The following is an 18,761-nucleotide window of genomic DNA, read 5'->3' on the forward strand; positions in this document are numbered from 1 at the left end:
AGTCTAGCAACGATCAGGCAGCGAGCCTGATACGGGGTACGCAATAGTCGATACTTTTATCCAAGCCGCATCGGCGCTCCATACAGCGGCACGCAGGCAAGCGCCCATTGCAAAAAAGTATCGACAGTAGGAGTTGCAGTATCAGAAAGTATCGGAGTCCGGTGCTACATTCTGTACACGGTGCACACCTTGCATTGAATATAAAACCAAAAAAATTTGGAGACGACAGCATGAAACGTATCGCAAGCAGTGCCTTGTGCACGGCCCTACTCTGTGCCAGCGGCGCATCCCTGGCGGCCACCAACCTGGTGATTGCCACCGTCAATAACGGCCACATGATCGAGATGCAAAAGATGGGCAAGTTCTTCGAGCAAGCCAATCCCGAGATCAAACTCAAATGGGTGACCCTGGAAGAAGGCGTGCTGCGCCAGCGCATGACCACCGACATCGCCACCAAGGGCGGCCAGTTCGACGTGATGACCATCGGCATGTACGAAACGCCAATCTGGGCCAATAAGGATTGGCTGATTCCTGTCAAGCCCGACGCCGCTTACGATATCGAGGACTTGCTGCCATCGATCCGCGACGGCCTGTCGCTGAACGGCAAGCTGTACGCGGCGCCCTTCTACGGCGAAAGCTCGATGATCATGTATCGCAGCGACCTCGTCAAAAAAGCCGGCATGAGCATCGAAGACCGTCCGACCTGGGCCCACATCCGCGCCGTGGCCGCCAAGATCCACGACCCGGCCAACGGCGTGTACGGCATCTGCCTGCGCGGCAAACCGGGCTGGGGCGACAACATGGCCTTGATCACGACCATGGCCAATTCCTTCGGCGGCCAATTGTTCGACATGAAATGGCAGCCGCAATTTACCAGCAAGCCGTGGAAGGACGCCGTCACCACCTACGTCGACCTGCTCAAAAACTTCGGTCCGCCGGGCTCGTCCTCGAACAGCTTCAATGAAATCCTGGCCTTGTACAACGAAGGCAAGTGCGGCATCTGGATCGACGCCACCATCGCCGCGTCTTTTGTCACCGATCCGAAGCAAAGCAAGGTGGCCGACAAGGTCGCGTTCGCGCAGTCGCCGATTGCCACCACCGAGCGCGGCGCCAACTGGCTGTGGGCCTGGTCGCTGGCCATTCCAAAAAGCTCCAAGCAGCCCGAAGCGGCGCAAAAATTCATCAACTGGGCCACGTCCAAGGACTACATCAAACTGGTCGCCAAAGAGTCCGGCTGGGCCAGCGTGCCGACCGGCACCCGCAAGTCGACCTACGCCGCGCCAGAATTCGTCAAGGCGGCCAAGTTCGCCGCCGCCGAAGGCGCCGCCATCGCCACCAGCCGCCCCAACCAGAGCACCCTGCCGCCCTCGCCTTACGTCGGCGTGCAATACGCCGCGATCCCGGAATTCCAGACCATCCGGGTGGCCGCCGGCCAGCAGATGAGCGCGGCTCTTCTGGGCAAGGTCACGGTCGAGCAAGCGCTGGCGGTCACCCAGCAGGCGGCCGAGCGCGAGATGCGCAAGGGCGGCTACTACAAGTAAGCGCGCCGCAGGCGCAGCACGCGCCTGCCCCATCCAGAGCTGTTGCCGGTCGTCGCCTCCCCTGCGGGCAGGCGGCGTTCCCTTGTCGCACCCGAGACCCTTATGACACGACTCCTGCCCCGGACCTTGCTGACCCCTGCGGTGTGCGCCATCACCGTCATTTCCATCGTCCCGCTGTTGATCACCCTGTACTACGCGTTCGTGCGCTACAGCATGCTCGCACCCGGCGAACATGACTTCCACGGAATCGACAACTTCATCTTTTTCTTCACCGACGGCGCCTTTCTGCCGGCGCTGAAAAACACCTTCGTGCTGATGTTTTCCGTCATGGCGATCACGGTCGTGCTCGGCATCGCGCTCGGCCTCTTGATCAACGACGCCTTTCCGGGGCGCGCCATCGTGCGCGTGCTGATGATCTCTCCATTCCTGGTGATGCCGGCGGTGAACGCGTTGATGTGGAAGAACATGCTGCTCAATCCCATCTACGGCCTGTTCGCGCACGTCAGCATTTTCTTCGGCGCGACGCCGGTCGACTGGCTCTCGCACTACCCGCTGCTGTCGATCGTGATGATGGTGTCCTGGCAGTGGCTGCCCTTCGCCTGCCTGATCTTCATGACCGCCTTGCAATCGATGGACAAGGAACAGCTGGAAGCGGCCGGCATGGACGGCGCCAACTACCTGCAGCAGTTGCGCTACCTGTACCTGCCGCACCTGGGGCGCGCGGTGTCGGTGGTGCTGATGATCGAAATGATCTTCCTGCTGTCGGTGTTCGCCGAGATCTTCACTACCACCGGCGGCGGTCCGGGCTTCGAGACCACCACCATCACCTTCATGATCTATCAGCAGGCCTTGCAGTCCTACGACATCGGCGCGGCATCGGCCGGCGCCCTGTTCGCTGTGCTGCTGGCGAATATCGCCGCCTTCTTCCTGATGCGCTCAATCGGCAAGAACCTGGCCAAATAGGGAGACATCGATGACCAACAAACTCGCACTGCACACCCGTACGGCGGCCGCCTGGTTTTTCGCGCTGCTGCTGTTCTTCCCGATCTTCTGGCTCGGATTGATGGCCTTCAAGACCGAAGCCCAGGCCATCGCCACGCCGCCGCTGATGTTTTTCACGCCGACCCTGCACAGCTTCCAGGAGGTGATGGCGCGCGACCACTACGCCGGCTACGCCTTCAATTCGCTCATCACCAGCGTGCTCTCGACCGTGTTCGGGCTGGCGATCGCGATTCCCGCCGCGTACTCGATGGCCTTCTTCCCGACCGGCGGCACCGTGGGCCTGCTCAAATTCATCCTCAGCTCGCGCTACATGCCCGGCGTGGGCGCACTGATGCCGATCTACGTCTGCTTCCAGTACGCCGGCCTGCTCGACACGCGGGTCGGCCTGACCATCATGTTCATGCTCATGAACCTGCCGATCATGATCTGGCTGCTCTACACCAGCCTGCGCGAACTCCCGCGCGACATCCTGGAGGCGGCGCGCATGGACGGCGCCACCGTCTTCCACGAGTTCCGCTACATCGTGCTGCCGCTGTCGGTGGGCGGCATCGCCTCGACCGCGCTGGTATGCATGGTGTGGGCGTGGAACGAATCGTTCTGGTCGCTCAACCTGGGCGCCTCGAACGCCGGCACCCTGGCGTGGCTGATCGCCTCCTACTCCAGTCCCGAAGGGCTGTTCTGGGCCAAGCTGTCGGCCGCCTCGCTGATGGCGATCGCGCCGATCATGGCGCTCGGCTGGTTCTGCCAGAAGCAGCTGGTGCAAGGCATGACATTCGGCGCGGTCAAATAAGACAACCATAGGACATCAAGATCATGGCTTACCTCCAACTGAAAAACATCGAAAAATTCTTCGGCGAGCACCACGCCATCAAGGGCATCGACCTGGAGATCGACAAGGGCGAGTTCGTCGTCTTCGTCGGCCCGTCCGGCTGCGGCAAGTCGACCCTGCTGCGCCTGATCGCGGGCCTGGAGCCGATCGACAAGGGCAGCCTGCACCTGGACGGGCGCGACATCACCGCCCTGCCCTCGTCCAGGCGCGACCTGGCGATGGTATTCCAGTCGTACGCGCTGTACCCGCACATGACGGTGTTCCAGAACATGTCGTTCGCGCTGAAACTGGCCGGCGTGCCGCCCGCCCTGATCCGCGCCAAGGTCGACAAGGCGGCCGCCATCCTCAACCTGGGCAACTACCTTGAACGCAAACCGAAAGAGCTCTCCGGCGGCCAGCGCCAGCGCGTCGCCATCGGCCGCGCCATCGTGCGCGACCCGAAAGTGTTCCTGTTCGACGAACCGCTGTCGAACCTGGACGCGGCCCTGCGCGTGCAGACCCGCATCGAAATCGCCAAGCTGCACCGCGAACTGGGCGCCACCACCATCTACGTCACGCACGACCAGGTCGAGGCGATGACCCTGGCCGACCGCGTGGTGGTGCTGCGCGACGGCCAGATCGAGCAGCACGGTTCGCCGCTGTTCCTGTACGACAGCCCGGCCAACCGCTTCGTGGCGCAGTTCATCGGCACGCCGAGCATGAACGTGGTGCCGGCGGCGCTCTTGCAGCGGCTGGCCGCGCTGTCCGGCGGCGCGGCCGCTGCCGACGGCTTTGTCGGCATCCGCCCCGAGCATGTGCATGTGCTCGATGCGGCGCAGCCGGGCAGCCTGCCGGCCACGGTCGACATGGTCGAGTCGCTCGGCGTCGAAACGCTGGTCTACGCGCGCCTGGAAAACAACGTGCAGGTGGTCGCGCGCGGCAGCGAGCGGATCGCCCTGCAACCGGGCGCGCGCACCCACCTGGCGTTCGAACACGGCTTCGTGCACCACTTCGACAAGTCGGGTTCCACGTGCGGCATGCAGGCGCAGGGAGCGCGATGATGACGCTCGCTTTGAACAACGCCGCGCTGGCGCATCTGCCACCGCACATTCCCGGCCCCGGTTACGATCGCAGTATCCCGGCGCGCAGCATCGTGCACATTGGCGTGGGCGGATTTTTCCGCTCGCACCAGGCGCTGTATCTGGACGACCTGCTGCGCCTTCCCGGCCACGCCGAATGGGGTTACTGCGGCGTGGGCTTGCTGCCGATTGATGCGGCGATGCGCGACGCCATGCTGGCCCAGGACTGCCTGTACACCCTGGTCGAGCGCAGCGCGCGCGGCGACACGGCGCGCGTGGTCGGCTCGCTGCTGGAATTTTTGTACGCGCCGGACGACCCGCGGGCGGTGCTGGAAAAGCTGGCCGATCCCGGCACCCGCATCGTCTCGCTCACCATCACCGAGGGCGGCTACTACATCAACCAGGGCGACGGCAGCTTCGACGCCGCCCATCCCGACATCGTGCACGACCTGGCCCACCCGCACGCGCCGCGCTGCTGCTTCGGCTACTTGGCCGAGGCGCTCGCGCGGCGGCGCGAGCGCGGACTGGCGCCGTTCACCGTCATGTCGTGCGATAACCTGCAAAGCAATGGCGATATCGCCCGCGCGATGCTGCTGGCTTTCACAAGGTTGCGCGATCCCCTCTTATCCGCGTGGCTGGCCGAGCACTGCGCCTTCCCGAACAGCATGGTCGACCGCATCACGCCGGCCACCACCGACGAACACCGCCTGCTGCTGCGCCAGCACTTCGGGCTGGCCGACGCCTGGCCGGTGATGGCCGAGCCGTTCAAAAGCTGGGTAATCGAAGACCATTTTCCCGGCGGGCGCCCGGCCTGGGAGCTGGTCGGTGCCCACATGACGGACGATGTGCTGCCCTACGAAAAAATGAAGCTGCGCCTGCTGAACGCCGGCCACCAGTCGCTGTGCTACATCGGTATGTTGCTCGGTTACGAGTACGCACACGAAGCGATGGCCGACGCCGACATCCGCCAGCTGTTTTCAAGCATGATGGACATCGAAGTCACGCCGCTGCTGCCGGCGGTCGAGGGCATCGACTTGGCCGACTACAAGCGTACCCTGGTCGAGCGCTTCGCCAATCCGGCCATTGGCGACCAGCTGCTGCGGATCGGCACCGACAGCTCGGCGCGCATGCCCAAGTTCGTGCTGCCGTCCGTGCGCGACCAGCTTGAACGCGGCGGTCCGATCGACCTGCTCAGCTTCACCGTGGCGTGCTGGTTCCGCTACCTGAACGGCAGCGACGAACAGGGCCGCCCGCTCACCCTGATCGACCCGCTGGCCGCGCAGCTGCGCGAGCTGGCCGTGCGCGGCGGCGCCGACCCGGCCGCGCTGCTGTCGCTGCGCGCGCTGTTCGGCGAGTTGAGCGAGGCGCCCCGCTTCGTCGACGCGGTGGCCGAGGCGCTGGCGCGGCTGTACCGGATCGGTGCGCGCGCCGCGCTGTCGCACTTGCTGGAAAGCGCAAAGTGAACGACCATGGGGATGACAAACGGGGGACGACAACACATGACCACTTTGCCTCAGATACGCCACGTGGAACCGCAGCGCTTCCAGCCCAAGCCGCCCGAGCTCGAACGCGAAAGCTACGATGGCATCGTCCACTACATCGAGCATGGCTATCCCAGCCCGCGCGTGCGCTGGCACTGCCACGACGAGTACGAGCTGCACCTGATCGTCTCGACCAGCGGCAAGCTGTTCGTGGGCGACTACATTGGCGAATTTTCACCCGGCCACCTGGTGCTGACCGGACCGCGCCTGCCGCACAACTGGATATCGGGCAGCGTACCGGACGAAGGCGTCCTGCTGCGCGACATGATCCTGCAATTCGCCCACGAACCGCTGGAGCAAGCCGCGCGGCTGATCCCGGAGCTGCGCGAATTGCTGCCCCTCTTGGAGCGCTCCATCTACGGCATTGAATTTCTCGACATCGGGGCCGAGGCCGAGCAGGATTTCCTGCGGATTCGCGCCAGCGGCGGCGCCGAGCGCTTCGGCCATTTTGTGAACTTCATGTGCCGCCTGGCGCGCAACAACAAATACCGCTTGCTCTCGAGCGCCACCATGCGTTCGTACGATGACGAGGGCACCCTGGCCAAGGTCAACGCGGTCCTGAGCTACATTACCGACAACTACCGCGACCCGATCTCGGCCGAGGCTGTGGCGGATCAGCTCGGCATGTCGCTGAGCAAATTCTCGCGCTTCTTCCGCAAGACCACTGGCAACAGTTTCACCGACTTCGTCACCCGGCTGCGGGTCAACAAGGCGTGCCAGTTGCTGATGAACACCGACCACTACGTCACCAATGTCTGCTACGACGTCGGCTTCCAGAATGTGGCCAATTTCAACCGCCGCTTCCTGCAGATCAAGGGCGTGACGCCGAAAGAATTCCGGCGCCAGGCCGGCGGTCGCTTCGGCACCGCCGCATCCGCGGAGGCGGACGCCTAAGAGCCTATGTCAGCGGCCGGATGCTGGTAGCGGTACTCCTGCGTGCGTCCGCCGTAGCCGTAGGCCGTTGCGCGCACGTCATCGACGTAGATATAGCTTTCCGCGTGCAGCGTGCCGAGCAGCGCGCCAAAGCCGGCGAACACCTCGGCGATGTACGCCGCCTTTTCATCCTTGGTGTTGGTCTCGTCGGTCACCTTCACATCCACGTAGACGCTGTGCTTGCGCTGCGCGCTCAGCGACTCGCCGCCGACGATCCAGCAGTCGGGGTCGACGAAATCGATGGCGATGGCAATGAGCTCCCTCTTCTTCCCGAGGATGGCGATGGTCTTGTGCTGCACCAGGTCGGCAATCTGGCGGATCATGGCGGGCGATTTCACGGCACTGATTTTGATATTGATGATAGGCATTCGAATCTCCATTGATTAGCTATGCAACTACTTGGGTAAAAAAGATCAAGCCACTGCCGCGCGCGCCTGCTTGAGCGAACCGACGATGGCGGCGAACTGTTCCGGTTCGAGAAGCTGCTTCAGGCGCGCGGTGACGGCCGCGCTCGCGGCGTTGAGCTCTTCATGCATGGCCAGCGCACGCGCTTCGGGGAACACGGCGCATTCGCGCCCGTCCCCGCCGGTGGCGCGGCGGTCGATCAGCGCCAGCTTTTGCAAACCGTCGAGCGAGCGCGTGGCGGTCGGGCGGCTGATCACCAGTTCCCTGGCCAATTCGCTTTGCAGCAAACCCGGCCGCGCCAGCACCGCCCGCAACATGAAGGCCTGCGAGGGCGTCAGCCCGAAGGGCTTGAATGCGCGCGTCCACTCACGTTCGAGAACCCGGGCCAGCGCAGTGGTATTGAAATAGAGGCAGTGATCAAACATGCACCCACTGTAGCCGATGATAGTTCGCTACGCAACCAGTTTATGGCATTGTTTCACGTGAAGCATTTTGGAGCTCCGCGTCGAAAAAACTCAGTATTAAGGCATTCACCTGTTCCGCCGCTTCCAGCTGAAGCCAGTGACCGGCTTTTTCGATGCGTTCGAACTGGAAAGGGCCACCCATATATTTCTCGGAGCCGCGCATCTGCGCTTCGGTCAAGGCCACATCGCCCGCGCTCCACACGCCCAGCACCGGCGTCGTGACAGTCGGCCAAGTGCTGGCGTTAAACATTTTCAGGTTGGCGCGGTAATAGTTCAGGGCGGCGGTCAGGCGACCTGGACGGTCAAGTTGCGCGCGCCATTCCTCGAACTGGGCGGGGGTACTGGCCAGGCCGCGCAAGGAATGCCAGTCGAAGGCCTTGATCATCGATTCTGCGATCCCGCGCAGCTGGAATACCAGCACGTAATAGCCTTTGAGCAGCTGCAACAGCCCGCCCTCGGTGTAGGCGGCCGGATGCCCTACCGACAGCGCCACGAAGCGTTCCACGCGCTCTGGCGCGACCATGCACAGGTTCCAGCCGACTACCGAACCCCAGTCGTGGCCGACCAGCAGCACCTTGTCGACGCCGAGCGCGTCGAGCAGGGCCACCATGTCGGCCCGCAGCAGGTCCATGGCGTAGGCGTCCTCGCTGGTGGGCGCTTCGGTGTGGCCAAAACCGCGCAGGTCCGGCGCGATGACGCGGTAGCCGGCGGCAACGAGCGCATCGATCTGCAAGCGCCACACCGCATGCGTATCCGGAAAGCCATGCAGCAAGAGCACGGCCGGCCCCTCGCCTTCGGTAACGACGTGCATTGCAATGCCATTGACGCTCAGTGTTTGTTCCATCGTTTCTCCGCAAAAAATTGGATAAAAAAAGCCGGGTCATGCGACCCGGCCTACACAGCCCGACTTGCAACCGTGCATTTTAAGCAATCATACGGATTTTTTACGAACGCCGGCGGCCGCCAGCGCAGCGCCGATTTCGCCGACGATGCCGCGCCGGAACAACAGCACGCAGAGAATGAAAATCAGCCCCGTCACCATGCCGACCGATTCCCCCAGGGTATTGAACCACTCGACCCCGGTGTGGGTCGCCAGGAAGGTGCCGACATCGCCCAGCTTGTTTTCCAGCGTGATGATGATGAAGGCGCCGATGATCGGCCCCGACAGCGTACCCATGCCGCCCACCAGGGTCATCAGGATCACCAGGCCGGACATGGCCCAGTGCACGTCGGTCAGCGTCTCGAAGCCCAGCACCAGCGTCTTGGTGGCGCCCGCCAGGCCTGCCAGCGAGGCCGACAGGACGAAGGCCACCAGCTTGTACTTGTCGACGTCGTAGCCGAGCGAAATGGCGCGCGGCTCGTTTTCCTTGATGGCCTTGAGCACCTGGCCGAACGGCGAATGAACCGTGCGCACAATCAGCGCAAAGCCCGCCACCGCGATGGCCAGCACCACGAAATACAGGGTCAGGTCGTTGCTCAGGTCGATTACCCCGAACAACTTGCCACGTGGAACACCCTGCAAGCCATCCTCGCCATGCGTGAAGGGCGCGCGCAGCGCCGCAAAATACACCATCTGCGCCAGCGCCAAGGTGATCATGGAAAAGTAAATGCCCTGCCGGCGAATCGCCAGCATGCCCATGACCAGGCCGACCAGCGCGCCGGCCGCCACGCCGAGCAGGATGCCGACTTCGGTCGGCAAGCCAAGCACGGTCAGCGCGTGCCCGGTCACGTAGCCGGCCGTGCCGAAGAAAGCGGCGTGGCCGAAAGACAGCAAGCCCGTGTAACCGATCAGCAGGTTGAAGGCGCAGGCGAACAGCCCGAAGCACAGCAACTTCATCAGGAAGACGGGATAGCCGACAAAAGGCGCCGCCAGCGCAATGATCAGCGCGACGCCGTAAGCGATGTTTTTGTTCATCAATGGCTCCAGTTCTCGGTTACTTGTCTTTACTTCTCTTTGCCGAACAAGCCGGCGGGACGGATCAGCAGCACGATGACCATGACGACGAACACCACCACTTCCGAGCCTTCCGGATAGAAGACGCGGGTCAGGCCCTCGATCACACCCAGGCCGAGGCCGGTGAGGATGGAACCCATGATCGACCCCATGCCGCCGATCACCACAACGGCGAACACGACGATGATCAGGTTCGAGCCCATCAGTGGCGTGACGTTGATGATCGGCGCCGCCAGCACCCCGGCAAAGCCGGCCAGGGCCACCCCGAAGCCGTAGGTCAAAGTGACCATCAGCGGCACGTTGATGCCGAAGGCTTCGACCAGTTTCGGGTTCTCGGTCCCGGCCCGCAGATAGGCGCCGAGCTTGGTCTTTTCGATGACGAACCAGGTTGCCAGGCAGACGCTGAGCGAGGCGAACACGACCCACAGGCGGTAGTTCGGCAATTCCATGAAGCCCAGGTCGGTGCGGCCCTGGAGCAATTCCGGCACGCTGACGGACTGGCCGGAGTTGCCGAAAAACGAGCGGAACACGCCTTCGAGCAGCAAGGTGATGCCGAAGGTCAGCAGCAGGCCGTACAGGTGATCGAGCTTGTAGAGCCAGCGCAGCATCGATTTTTCGACGATGATGCCGAACACGCCGACCAGCAGGGGCGCCAGCGCCAGCATGGCCCAGTAGCTCAGGCCGAAGGTGGTGACGCCGATGTAGGCCGCAAAGGCGCCCATCATGTAGAGGGCGCCGTGGGAGAAGTTGATGACATTAAGCAGGCCGAAGATGACGGCCAGGCCAAGCGAGAGCATGGCGTAGAAGGAGCCGTTGACCAGGCCGAGCAAAAGCTGGCTGACCATCGCCTGCAGGGGAACGCCGAATATTTCCATGGCATCTCAGTTCATAAAGTGGGACCGGGGACGATCCGTCGTTCCCGCGCAGGCGGGAACCCAAGTTCGTCGTGTTGTGGCGACACTCGCACACTTGGATTTCCGCCTGCGCGGGAATGACGGGGTAGCTACGGGAGCGATGCGGCTAACGCGAACATCCGAGGAAAATCCTGGAAGTACTCAGCTTACTTCCACAACGCGCACTTCGTTTCCGCCTTGGTGGTATATGCCTGGGCGCCAGGAATGGTCGCGACGACCTTGTAGTAATCCCACGGATACTTCGATTCGGCCTGCTTTTTCACTTCCATCAGGTACATATCGTGCACCATGCGGCCATCCGGACGGATCTCGCCGCCCTTGGTGAACATGTCGTTAATCTTGGTCTTCTTCAACTGCGCCATGACCTTCTCGCTGTCGTCGGTCCCGATCGCCTTGACCGCGTTCAGGTAGTTGGTCGCGGCCGAGTAATCGGCGGCTTGCAACATCGACGGGAACTTCTTCATCTTGGCGAAATAGCGCTTCGACCAGGCCCGGCTTTCCGGGCTCTGGTCCCAGTACCAGCCATCGGTCAGATACATGCCCTGGGTCATGTTCAATCCCAGGGTGTGGATATCGTTGATGAACACCAGCAAACCGGCCAGCTTCATCGACTTGCCGACGCCAAACTCGTTGGCCGCCTTGACCGCGTTGATCATGTCGCCGCCGGCATTGGCCAGCCCCAGGATCTGCGCCTTCGACCCCTGCGCCTTCAGCAAAAACGACGAAAAATCCGAGGCCGACAGCGGATGCTTGGACGCGCCCGTCACCGTGCCGCCAGCGGCCTTGACCACGTCGGTCGTGTCTTTTTCGAGCGACTGGCCGAAGGCGTAGTCGGCGGTGAGGAAATACCAGGACTTGCCGCCCTGCTTCACAATCGCGCCGCCTGTTCCACGTGCCAAGGCCACCGTGTCGTAGGCGTAATGCACGGTGAAGGGGGAACATTCTTCATTGGTCAGGCGGGCCGTGCCGGCACCGATCGAGATGAAGACTTTTTTCTTTTCCGCCGCAATCTTGGCCATGGCCAGGTTGGCGCCCGAGTTGGTGCCACCGATCAGCATGTCTACACCTTGCTGGTCGAACCATTCGCGCGCCTTGCTGGCGGCGATGTCGGCCTTGTTCTGGTGATCGGCAAAAACGAATTCGATTTTCTTGCCGTTGATGTTGCCGCCCAGGTCGGCGATCGCCATCTTGACCGCTTCCGCGCCACCGGCGCCATCGACGTCGGCGTACACGCCGGACACGTCGGTCAGCATGCCAATCTTGATGGTGTCGTTCGACACTTGCGCGTGCGCCGGCAAGGCGAATCCGAGGCATGCGGCGCTGGCTGCTAAAGCAATGATGTTACGTTTCATATTGTCTCCATTTAGGGTATTGGTATGGTCTTGCTATGGGCTGTCGCTATCCTGCTATACGCCCAACAGTTCAGTCAGAATTGGCATCTTGGCGCTCAGTTCCGACGAAGCAAAGGTTTCCACGATCTGACCGTGCTCCACCACGTAAAACCGGTCCGCCAACGGTGCGGCGAAGCGGAAATTCTGTTCCACCATGACGATGGTGTAGCCCTTGGCCTTGAGCGTAGTAATCATGCGCGCGAGACCTTGCACGATCACCGGCGCCAGGCCTTCGGAAATTTCATCGAGCAGCAACAGGCGCGCGCCGGTGCGCAAAATGCGCGCCACCGCCAGCATTTGCTGCTCACCGCCGGACAAACGCGTGCCCTGGCTGTTTTTTCGTTCCAGCAAATTCGGAAACATCTCATAGATTTCCGCCACCGACATGCCGGCGTCGCTACCGGCCAGTTGCGGCGGCAGCATCAGGTTTTCTTCGGTCGAGAGCGATGAAAAGATACCCCGCTCTTCCGGGCAATACCCGATGCCCAGGTGGGCAATCTTGTGCGTCGGCAGGCTGATCGACTCGACCCCGTTGACCTTGATCGAACCCGTACGCGCACCGGTCAGGCCCATGATCGCGCGCAAGGTAGTGGTCCGTCCGGCGCCGTTGCGGCCCAGCAGGGTCACGACTTCGCCCTTCTCGACCCGCAAATTGACGTTGTGCAAGATGTGCGATTCGCCGTACCAGGCTTGCAGATGCGAGATTTCGAGCGCGGCGGTCATCAATGTGCCCCTTCGAGTTCGGCGCTGGTGGTGCCCATGTAGGCTTGCATCACTTGCGCATTGGTCGAGACTTCGGCGTAACTGCCTTCGGCCAGCAAGGCGCCGCGCTGCAGCACGGTAATCTTGTCGCAGATGCCGGAGACCACGCTCATATTGTGTTCCACCATCAGGATGGTGCGGCCGGCCGACACTTTTTTGATCAGCTCGGTGACCCTGTGGACATCTTCGTGGCCCATGCCCTGGGTCGGCTCGTCGAGCAGCATCAGTTCGGGCTTCATGGCCAGGGTGGTGGCGATTTCGAGCGCGCGCTTGCGCCCGTAGGGCATGTCGACCGTGACGGTATCGGCGAACTCGGTCAAGTCGACCTCGGCCAGCAGTTCCATGGCGCGCTCGTTCAGGCTGGCCAGCGATTTTTCGCTGCGCCAGAAATGGAAGGACGTCCCCAGTTCGCGCTGCAAGCCGATCCGCACATTCTGCAACACCGTCAGGTGCGGAAACACAGCCGAAATCTGGAATGAGCGGATGATGCCCATGCGCGCAATCTGGGCCGGGCGCGCCGGGGTGATGTCTTTTCCGTTGAACAAAATCTTGCCCGAGGTGGGCACCAGGAACTTGGTCAGCAGATTGAAACAGGTGGTCTTGCCGGCGCCGTTCGGGCCAATCAGCGCGTGAATGTGTCCGCGCTGGACAGCGAGGTTAACATCATTGACTGCGGTAAAGCCCTTGAACTCTTTGGTCAGGGCTCGTGTTTCCAATATGACATCTGGCATTGTGTCTCCGGTTTATTTTCATACCGCTTTGAAAACTTTTTTGTTCGACTATACACAGATTGGTTTTTGCTCACAATACAGTATAACTACCATCCCGCCAGCCCTGATGCCTATCAGGCAAGCGACATGGAAGTGCAACTTTGCGCCAGTTTTGACGTCGATAGACGGTGGACAGGCTAAAGTAGAATAGCTGTTTTCCCCACGCACATGCTCTCTCCATGCCGGAACTGACCCCCTGCGATCTCAGGACCATTTGCCAACGCAAGTGGGAACAACTTACGCCCACCGCGAATGAACGCGTGCGCTACTGCGACCACTGTACAAAAGCCGTGTTTGCGCTCCGGACCCAGGCGGAACTGAGTGTTGCCTCTGCCGTCGGACGGTGCGTGGCATTTGCCGATGACAACGAGATTATTGGGGTGATCGGAGAACCCGAGGGCCAATGGGATTGGATGGAAACGCCGTCCGACACCGTCAAGATCCGCTTCGGCCACACCGTCACTGTCGAGCTGGCGGAGCAAATGCGACTCGCATTTCCGCTGGTTTTCAGCGGGGACGTGAACATCCTTCCGGACCAGTGGATCACGCTCGGCACATTCACGCCGTGGGTCGTGCGTCAGTTGAACAAGGAATTGGCTGAGCAATTCCCTGATCTTGAAATCGTGTCGGAAACTATCTGATGCGCACGCTCACGCGGTTGCCGCCTGCGCGATCAGTTCCGCCGCCCGCTCGGCGATCATGATGGTCGGACTGTTGGTATTGCCTGACGTGATCAAGGGCATCACCGAGGCATCGACCACGCGCAGTTTTTGCACGCCGTTCACACGCAGTTCGCTATCGACCACGGCCATCGGGTCCCCTGCCCGGCCCATCTTGCAGGTGCCGACCGGGTGGAAAATCGTGGTGCCGATCTGTCCGGCGGCGTCGGCCAGTTCTTGTTCCGTCTGAAACGCTATCCCGGGTTTGAATTCCTGTGGCGCATAGCGCGCCAATGCCGGCGCGGCCACAATCTTGCGCGTCAACCTCAGCGCCGCCGCCGCGGTGGTGCGGTCTTCTTGCGTGCTCAGGTAATTCGGCGTGATTTTCGGCGCGGCGTAAGAATCGCTTGAGGCAATCCGCACATGCCCGCGCGAGCTCGGCCGCAGGTTGCACACGCTCGCCGTGAACGCCGGAAACGGGTGCAAGGGGTCGCCGAATTTTTCCAGCGACAAAGGCTGCACATGATATTGCAGGTTCGGCGTGGCCTGGCCGGGATCGGAACGAGCGAACGCGCCCAGTTGCGAGGGCGCCATCGACATCGGTCCGCTCTGGAACATCGCGTATTCCATGCCGATTTTCATCTTGCCGAACCAGCTCGCTGCCGTGGTGTTCAAGGTGCGCGCATTGCTGACTTTGTAGATCATGCGCAGCTGCAAGTGATCCTGCAAGTTATCCCCAACCCCGGGCGCGTCGACCTGCACCGTCACGCCGGCGTCGCGCAACAACGCCGCCGGGCCGATGCCGGACAGTTGCAAAATCTGCGGCGAACCGACCGCGCCGGCGGTCAGCACCGTTTCCAGCGCGGCCGTCGCCGTGAACGCCGTACCGCCGCCGGTAAATTCGACGCCCCGGCAGACTTTGCCCTGCTCCGTGTCGTCGATGATCAACCGTTCCACGTGACAACCGGTCATGATGGTCAGGTTGGGCCGTTTGGCCGCTGGCTTGAGGAAGGCCTTGGCCGTGTTCCAGCGGATGCCGCGCTTCTGGTTGACGTCGAAATAGTTGCAACCATCGTTGTCGCCACCGTTGAAATCGTCGATTTTGCGAATACCGGTTTGTTCGGCGGCATCGCGAAACGCGTCGAGCAATTGCCAGGACAGGCGTTGTTTCTCGACCCGCCATTCACCGCCGCTACCGTGCAGTACGCTGGCGCCGCCGTGATAATCCTCGCTCTTCCTAAAAAGCGGCAATACCTTGTCCCAAGCCCAGCCGGCGTCGCCGGTCAGGTCGGCCCAGCGGTCGTAATCGTGCGACTGGCCGCGCATATAGATCATGCCGTTGATCGAGGAACTGCCGCCCAGGACTTTGCCGCGCGGATAAATCAGCGCGCGACCGTTCAGGCCGGCATCCGCTTCGGTCTTGTACAGCCAGTCGGTGCGCGGATTGCCGATGCAGTGCAAATAGCCGACCGGAATGTGGATCCAGAGGTAGTCGTCGCGTCCGCCCGCTTCGATCAGCAGCACGTTGATGTCGCGGCGCCGGGTCAGGCGGTTGGCCAGCACGCAGCCGGCCGTGCCGCCGCCGATGATGATGTAGTCGTATTCTCCTGCCGATTCCAAATGCCGCTCCTCGTCTCATTTTCTTTTATATGGTGCGCATCTCGGCCACCAGCATTTGCATCAGTTTGGCAACCGGCATCGGCCGCGCGCGGCGGATCTCGGCCCCCGCCCAGAGCGACATGAGTTCGGTATCGCCCCGTTCGGCCGCGGCTGCGCGTATGCCCGTGGTCAGTGCGTTTTGGACAGGATACGCTGGAACTTGCTTCTCGACACTTTCCATCTTGCGCATGAAGCTGTTTTCCAGGCCGCGCGCGTAGCGGCCACTGAAGGCGCGCGTCAGGCGGGTGGGCGTGTCGCGCGCCTCGATCAACCGCTGTTTATAGGCGGGATGAATGCCGGACTCATCGGTCACGATAAAGGCGCTGCCCATTTGCACGGCCTGGGCCCCCAGCGCGAGTGCTTCGGCAATATCGACCCCGGTCATGATGCCGCCGGCGGCAATAACCGGCATCTTGACGGCTTCGGCCACCTGGGGCCAGAGCGCTTTTCCGTCCAGGGTGGCGTCTTCTTGCGGTCCAAGAAAGGTGCCGCGATGGCCGCCGGACTCGATGCCCGAAGCGATCACGGCGTCGGCGCCCACGTTTTCCCAGGCCAGCGCTTCTTCCACCGTCGTGACCGTACCCATCACGTAGATGCCGGCGTCGTGCAGCCGCTCGACCTGGATGGGCGTGAGGATGCCGAACGTAAAACTGGCCGCCGCCGGGCGCAGTGCGATCAGGGTGTCGAACTGGGCCTCGAAGTCCTGGCACCACTGTGCCGGCACCGGTAAATTGTCCCAACCAAGGCTTTCCCAGACCGGGCGCAGCAGTTCAACAGCGGCGCCGACCTCGTCCGGCGTGGGCGAAGGTGTCTGGAGAACAAAAAAATTCATCAAAAACGGTTGGTCGGTCATCGACCTGATCCGGCCTACCTCGTCGCGCAAGGATGCGGGCGACATCAACGATCCTGCCATGCAACCCAGGCCACCCGCATTCGATACCGCGGCCACCAATTCGGCCCGGCTGGCGCCGCCGGCCATCGGGCCTTGCAAAATTGGAAACTTAAACAACGCGTGCAGATCCATATCACCTCCACCAAGGTTCGAAAGGACCTGTGGATAAGCCTATTGATATCCACAGGCACCGTTTGTGGATAAACGCGACTTTATTCACAGGCCAAAATTTGTCCCAGATTGATACCAGCCGGATACAGAGGTGATCACCGACTTATACCTCTCGCAAGCTCATGATTTCGTACGGGTTTTTGCCATTATCCACAGAAAAACACCCCTGTTAACAACTACTACTAATTCTATATTTAACCTTTTTAGGTAAACCATCAAGACCTTTGAAAAAACGACCGCGAGAACCCCAAAGGCCAAAAAGCGAAAAAAATTTCTTTGCTGAACAAAAACTCAAAGTTTCCAAAAAAAAAGAATCGCCCACAAAAACGGGCAAGTCATTTTTCTGCAGACCAAAAAAAGCCGCGAAGAACGCGACTGGCTGGCAGTACATGTGGATAAGTCGATGGATATCCACAGGATGAGATGTGCAAAACCATCGACTTTGTTCACAGGCAAATTTTTGTCCAACAGTCATCCTTTGAAGATACAGGCCTTTTCCAGCGACTTTTTCGATGCGTAAACGCTTGATCCTGTTGATAAAACCGGACTTATCCACACAAAAACGGACGTTTACTATCACTACTAAATTTGTATACATACTACTTATATAAAACCCTAAACCCCGGCAAGGCAGTGCATAACCTCGAAGTCATCCACAGCAAGATCCGCCAAAAGCCAGAAAAACCCGAAAAACAAGCGTTTGCAAGCAGCTCCAGGTAAAAATGCAGAACCGGCGATGCACTGGGAAGCCCCTGGAGGCACCGCCACGGCCACAACAAGGTCGCTGGACCGCAAGCCGGGACTGTCTGCAGAAATCGACGCTGGCGGCCTCCTGCGCGCCTTCCGAAGCTTGCAGTGCACGCAGAACGGTTTATCCTTGTGGAAAACTCCAGACTTACCCACATGCACACTCACCAAAAAGGTTCTGCAAAGCATGAATTCAGGCAAAAACATACGTTTAGGCATCATTAGCGCCTTGCACGAAGAACAGGAAGGGCTCGTGGAAGGCATGCAAGGCCCCGCCACGCTCATCCATGGCATGCGCAACTACGCATCAGGACAAGTCGCTGGAATCGACGCTGTCTGCGTCCTGTCGCGGATTGGCAAGGTTGCCGCCGCCATGACCGCGACCACGCTTGTGGAAAAGTACGGAGTTACCCACATCCTGTTCACCGGCGTTGCCGGTGCGGGCGATGCGGGAGTGAAGGTGGGCGACATCGTGGTGGCCGAATCGCTGGTCCAGTACGACATGGATGCCAGTCCCCTGTTTCCCCGCTTCGAGGTGCCGTTGACCGGTTTGTCGCACTTCCAGTCCGACTTGCAGATGAGCCAGCGCGCCGCCAGTGCGGCGCTTGAATTCCTGGACAAGGATTTTGAAACGGCAATCGACGACGTGGAACGGGCCGAATTTGGCCTGGAGCGGCCACGGGTGCATCGCGGGCTGATTGCCAGCGGCGATCAGTTCATCAGCAAACGCGCGCACCTGGCGCAGTTGAACGGATCGCTGCCAGGATTGCTGGCGGTGGAAATGGAAGGAGCGGCGGTGGCCCAGGTGTGCTTCGAGCTGGGCATTCCGTTTGCGGTGATCCGGACGATTTCGGATAACGCGAATGAAGAGGCGGCGACCGATTTCATGCGCTTCGTGAAATCAGTCGCCTCCCGTTATGCTTTTCATATCGTCACGCGTTTCTGCGCCGAGCTGAAAAGCGGCCGGCCTCAGAGGTTGTGAGTTTTTCGGGCGTGCCCGAGCAGCGCGCCAGAGAGTGGCCGAGCTAGGCGCAAAGCACAGCCATAGCTCGGGCTATGGCGAGCATTT

The 18,761-nt window shown here is 61.2% G+C and carries 19 protein-coding genes; 8 read left to right on the forward strand and 11 right to left on the reverse strand.

Going from position 1 to position 18,761, the window contains the following annotated elements; genetic code table 11:
- Window positions 1-230 precede the first annotated feature (230 nt).
- The 6 genes from F2P46_RS11530 (at window position 231) to F2P46_RS11555 (ending at window position 6,865) form a co-directional block, all read left to right on the forward strand.
- Entirely contained in the window at window positions 231-1,541 is a 1,311-nt protein-coding gene (locus tag F2P46_RS11530) for a sugar ABC transporter substrate-binding protein (RefSeq protein ID WP_166889098.1), read from the forward strand.
- 102 nt (window positions 1,542-1,643) lie between these two features.
- Entirely contained in the window at window positions 1,644-2,504 is an 861-nt protein-coding gene (locus F2P46_RS11535; RefSeq protein ID WP_166889101.1) for a carbohydrate ABC transporter permease, read from the forward strand.
- Window positions 2,505-2,514: 10 nt separating this feature from the next.
- On the forward strand, window positions 2,515-3,333 hold the full coding sequence (locus F2P46_RS11540) for a carbohydrate ABC transporter permease (RefSeq protein ID WP_166889103.1): 819 nt from the start codon (window positions 2,515-2,517) through the stop codon (window positions 3,331-3,333).
- 23 nt (window positions 3,334-3,356) lie between these two features.
- Window positions 3,357-4,412: a sn-glycerol-3-phosphate ABC transporter ATP-binding protein UgpC gene (locus tag F2P46_RS11545; protein ID WP_166889106.1), complete on the forward strand. Its 1,056-nt coding sequence runs from the start codon at window positions 3,357-3,359 to the stop codon at window positions 4,410-4,412.
- A complete protein-coding gene (locus F2P46_RS11550) occupies window positions 4,409-5,893 on the forward strand; it encodes a mannitol dehydrogenase family protein (RefSeq protein ID WP_208296588.1) in 1,485 nt (494 codons plus the stop codon). The genes F2P46_RS11545 and F2P46_RS11550 overlap by 4 nt, the downstream gene beginning before the upstream one ends.
- 36 nt (window positions 5,894-5,929) lie before the next feature.
- A complete protein-coding gene (locus F2P46_RS11555; protein WP_229509233.1) occupies window positions 5,930-6,865 on the forward strand; it encodes an AraC family transcriptional regulator in 936 nt (311 codons plus the stop codon).
- Here F2P46_RS11555 and F2P46_RS11560 read toward each other — a convergent pair.
- The 8 genes from F2P46_RS11560 to F2P46_RS11595 all read right to left on the reverse strand — a co-directional run bounded on the left by F2P46_RS11560 (window position 6,862) and on the right by F2P46_RS11595 (window position 13,525).
- The gene (locus tag F2P46_RS11560) at window positions 6,862-7,272 is read right to left on the reverse strand and encodes a 4-oxalocrotonate tautomerase family protein (protein WP_166889108.1); all 411 of its coding nucleotides are present in this window, start codon (window positions 7,270-7,272) and stop codon (window positions 6,862-6,864) included. The genes F2P46_RS11555 and F2P46_RS11560 overlap by 4 nt on opposite strands.
- Before the next feature lie 45 nt (window positions 7,273-7,317).
- Window positions 7,318-7,734 carry a MarR family transcriptional regulator gene (locus F2P46_RS11565; RefSeq protein ID WP_166889111.1) on the reverse strand — a complete coding sequence of 139 codons (417 nt, stop codon included), beginning with the start codon at window positions 7,732-7,734 and terminating at the stop codon, window positions 7,318-7,320.
- 40 nt (window positions 7,735-7,774) lie between these two features.
- Window positions 7,775-8,617: an alpha/beta fold hydrolase gene (locus F2P46_RS11570; RefSeq protein ID WP_166889114.1), complete on the reverse strand. Its 843-nt coding sequence runs from the start codon at window positions 8,615-8,617 to the stop codon at window positions 7,775-7,777.
- 87 nt (window positions 8,618-8,704) lie between these two features.
- Window positions 8,705-9,688, reverse strand: coding sequence for a branched-chain amino acid ABC transporter permease (locus F2P46_RS11575; protein ID WP_166889117.1), 984 nt, complete (start codon window positions 9,686-9,688; stop codon window positions 8,705-8,707).
- A gap of 29 nt (window positions 9,689-9,717) precedes the next feature.
- Window positions 9,718-10,602: a branched-chain amino acid ABC transporter permease gene (locus F2P46_RS11580; protein ID WP_166889120.1), complete on the reverse strand. Its 885-nt coding sequence runs from the start codon at window positions 10,600-10,602 to the stop codon at window positions 9,718-9,720.
- Window positions 10,603-10,787: 185 nt separating this feature from the next.
- The gene (locus tag F2P46_RS11585) at window positions 10,788-11,993 is read right to left on the reverse strand and encodes an ABC transporter substrate-binding protein (RefSeq protein ID WP_166889123.1); all 1,206 of its coding nucleotides are present in this window, start codon (window positions 11,991-11,993) and stop codon (window positions 10,788-10,790) included.
- 54 nt (window positions 11,994-12,047) lie between these two features.
- Complete coding sequence (locus tag F2P46_RS11590) at window positions 12,048-12,755, reverse strand: ABC transporter ATP-binding protein (protein ID WP_166889126.1); 708 nt, start codon at window positions 12,753-12,755, stop codon at window positions 12,048-12,050.
- The gene (locus tag F2P46_RS11595; protein ID WP_166889129.1) at window positions 12,755-13,525 is read right to left on the reverse strand and encodes an ABC transporter ATP-binding protein; all 771 of its coding nucleotides are present in this window, start codon (window positions 13,523-13,525) and stop codon (window positions 12,755-12,757) included. The genes F2P46_RS11590 and F2P46_RS11595 overlap by 1 nt, the downstream gene beginning before the upstream one ends.
- Before the next feature lie 218 nt (window positions 13,526-13,743).
- On the opposite strand from F2P46_RS11595, the gene F2P46_RS11600 reads away from it, so the two are divergent.
- The gene (locus F2P46_RS11600; protein WP_166888949.1) at window positions 13,744-14,205 is read left to right on the forward strand and encodes a hypothetical protein; all 462 of its coding nucleotides are present in this window, start codon (window positions 13,744-13,746) and stop codon (window positions 14,203-14,205) included.
- A 9-nt stretch (window positions 14,206-14,214) separates the two neighbouring features.
- Here the strand turns inward: F2P46_RS11600 and F2P46_RS11605 are convergent, their stop codons facing one another.
- The 3 genes from F2P46_RS11605 to F2P46_RS11615 all read right to left on the reverse strand — a co-directional run bounded on the left by F2P46_RS11605 (window position 14,215) and on the right by F2P46_RS11615 (window position 17,525).
- The gene (locus tag F2P46_RS11605) at window positions 14,215-15,843 is read right to left on the reverse strand and encodes a GMC family oxidoreductase N-terminal domain-containing protein (protein ID WP_166889133.1); all 1,629 of its coding nucleotides are present in this window, start codon (window positions 15,841-15,843) and stop codon (window positions 14,215-14,217) included.
- 25 nt (window positions 15,844-15,868) lie between these two features.
- Window positions 15,869-16,906, reverse strand: coding sequence for a nitronate monooxygenase (locus F2P46_RS11610; RefSeq protein ID WP_166889136.1), 1,038 nt, complete (start codon window positions 16,904-16,906; stop codon window positions 15,869-15,871).
- 208 nt (window positions 16,907-17,114) lie between these two features.
- Window positions 17,115-17,525, reverse strand: coding sequence for a hypothetical protein (locus F2P46_RS11615; RefSeq protein WP_166889138.1), 411 nt, complete (start codon window positions 17,523-17,525; stop codon window positions 17,115-17,117).
- 354 nt (window positions 17,526-17,879) lie between these two features.
- On the opposite strand from F2P46_RS11615, the gene F2P46_RS11620 reads away from it, so the two are divergent.
- Window positions 17,880-18,674 carry a 5'-methylthioadenosine/adenosylhomocysteine nucleosidase gene (locus F2P46_RS11620; RefSeq protein ID WP_166889430.1) on the forward strand — a complete coding sequence of 265 codons (795 nt, stop codon included), beginning with the start codon at window positions 17,880-17,882 and terminating at the stop codon, window positions 18,672-18,674.
- Window positions 18,675-18,761: the final 87 nt, after the last annotated feature.

It is taken from the genome of Massilia sp. CCM 8734, assembly GCF_011682155.1.
Classification (GTDB): domain Bacteria; phylum Pseudomonadota; class Gammaproteobacteria; order Burkholderiales; family Burkholderiaceae_D; genus Telluria_A; species Telluria_A rubra.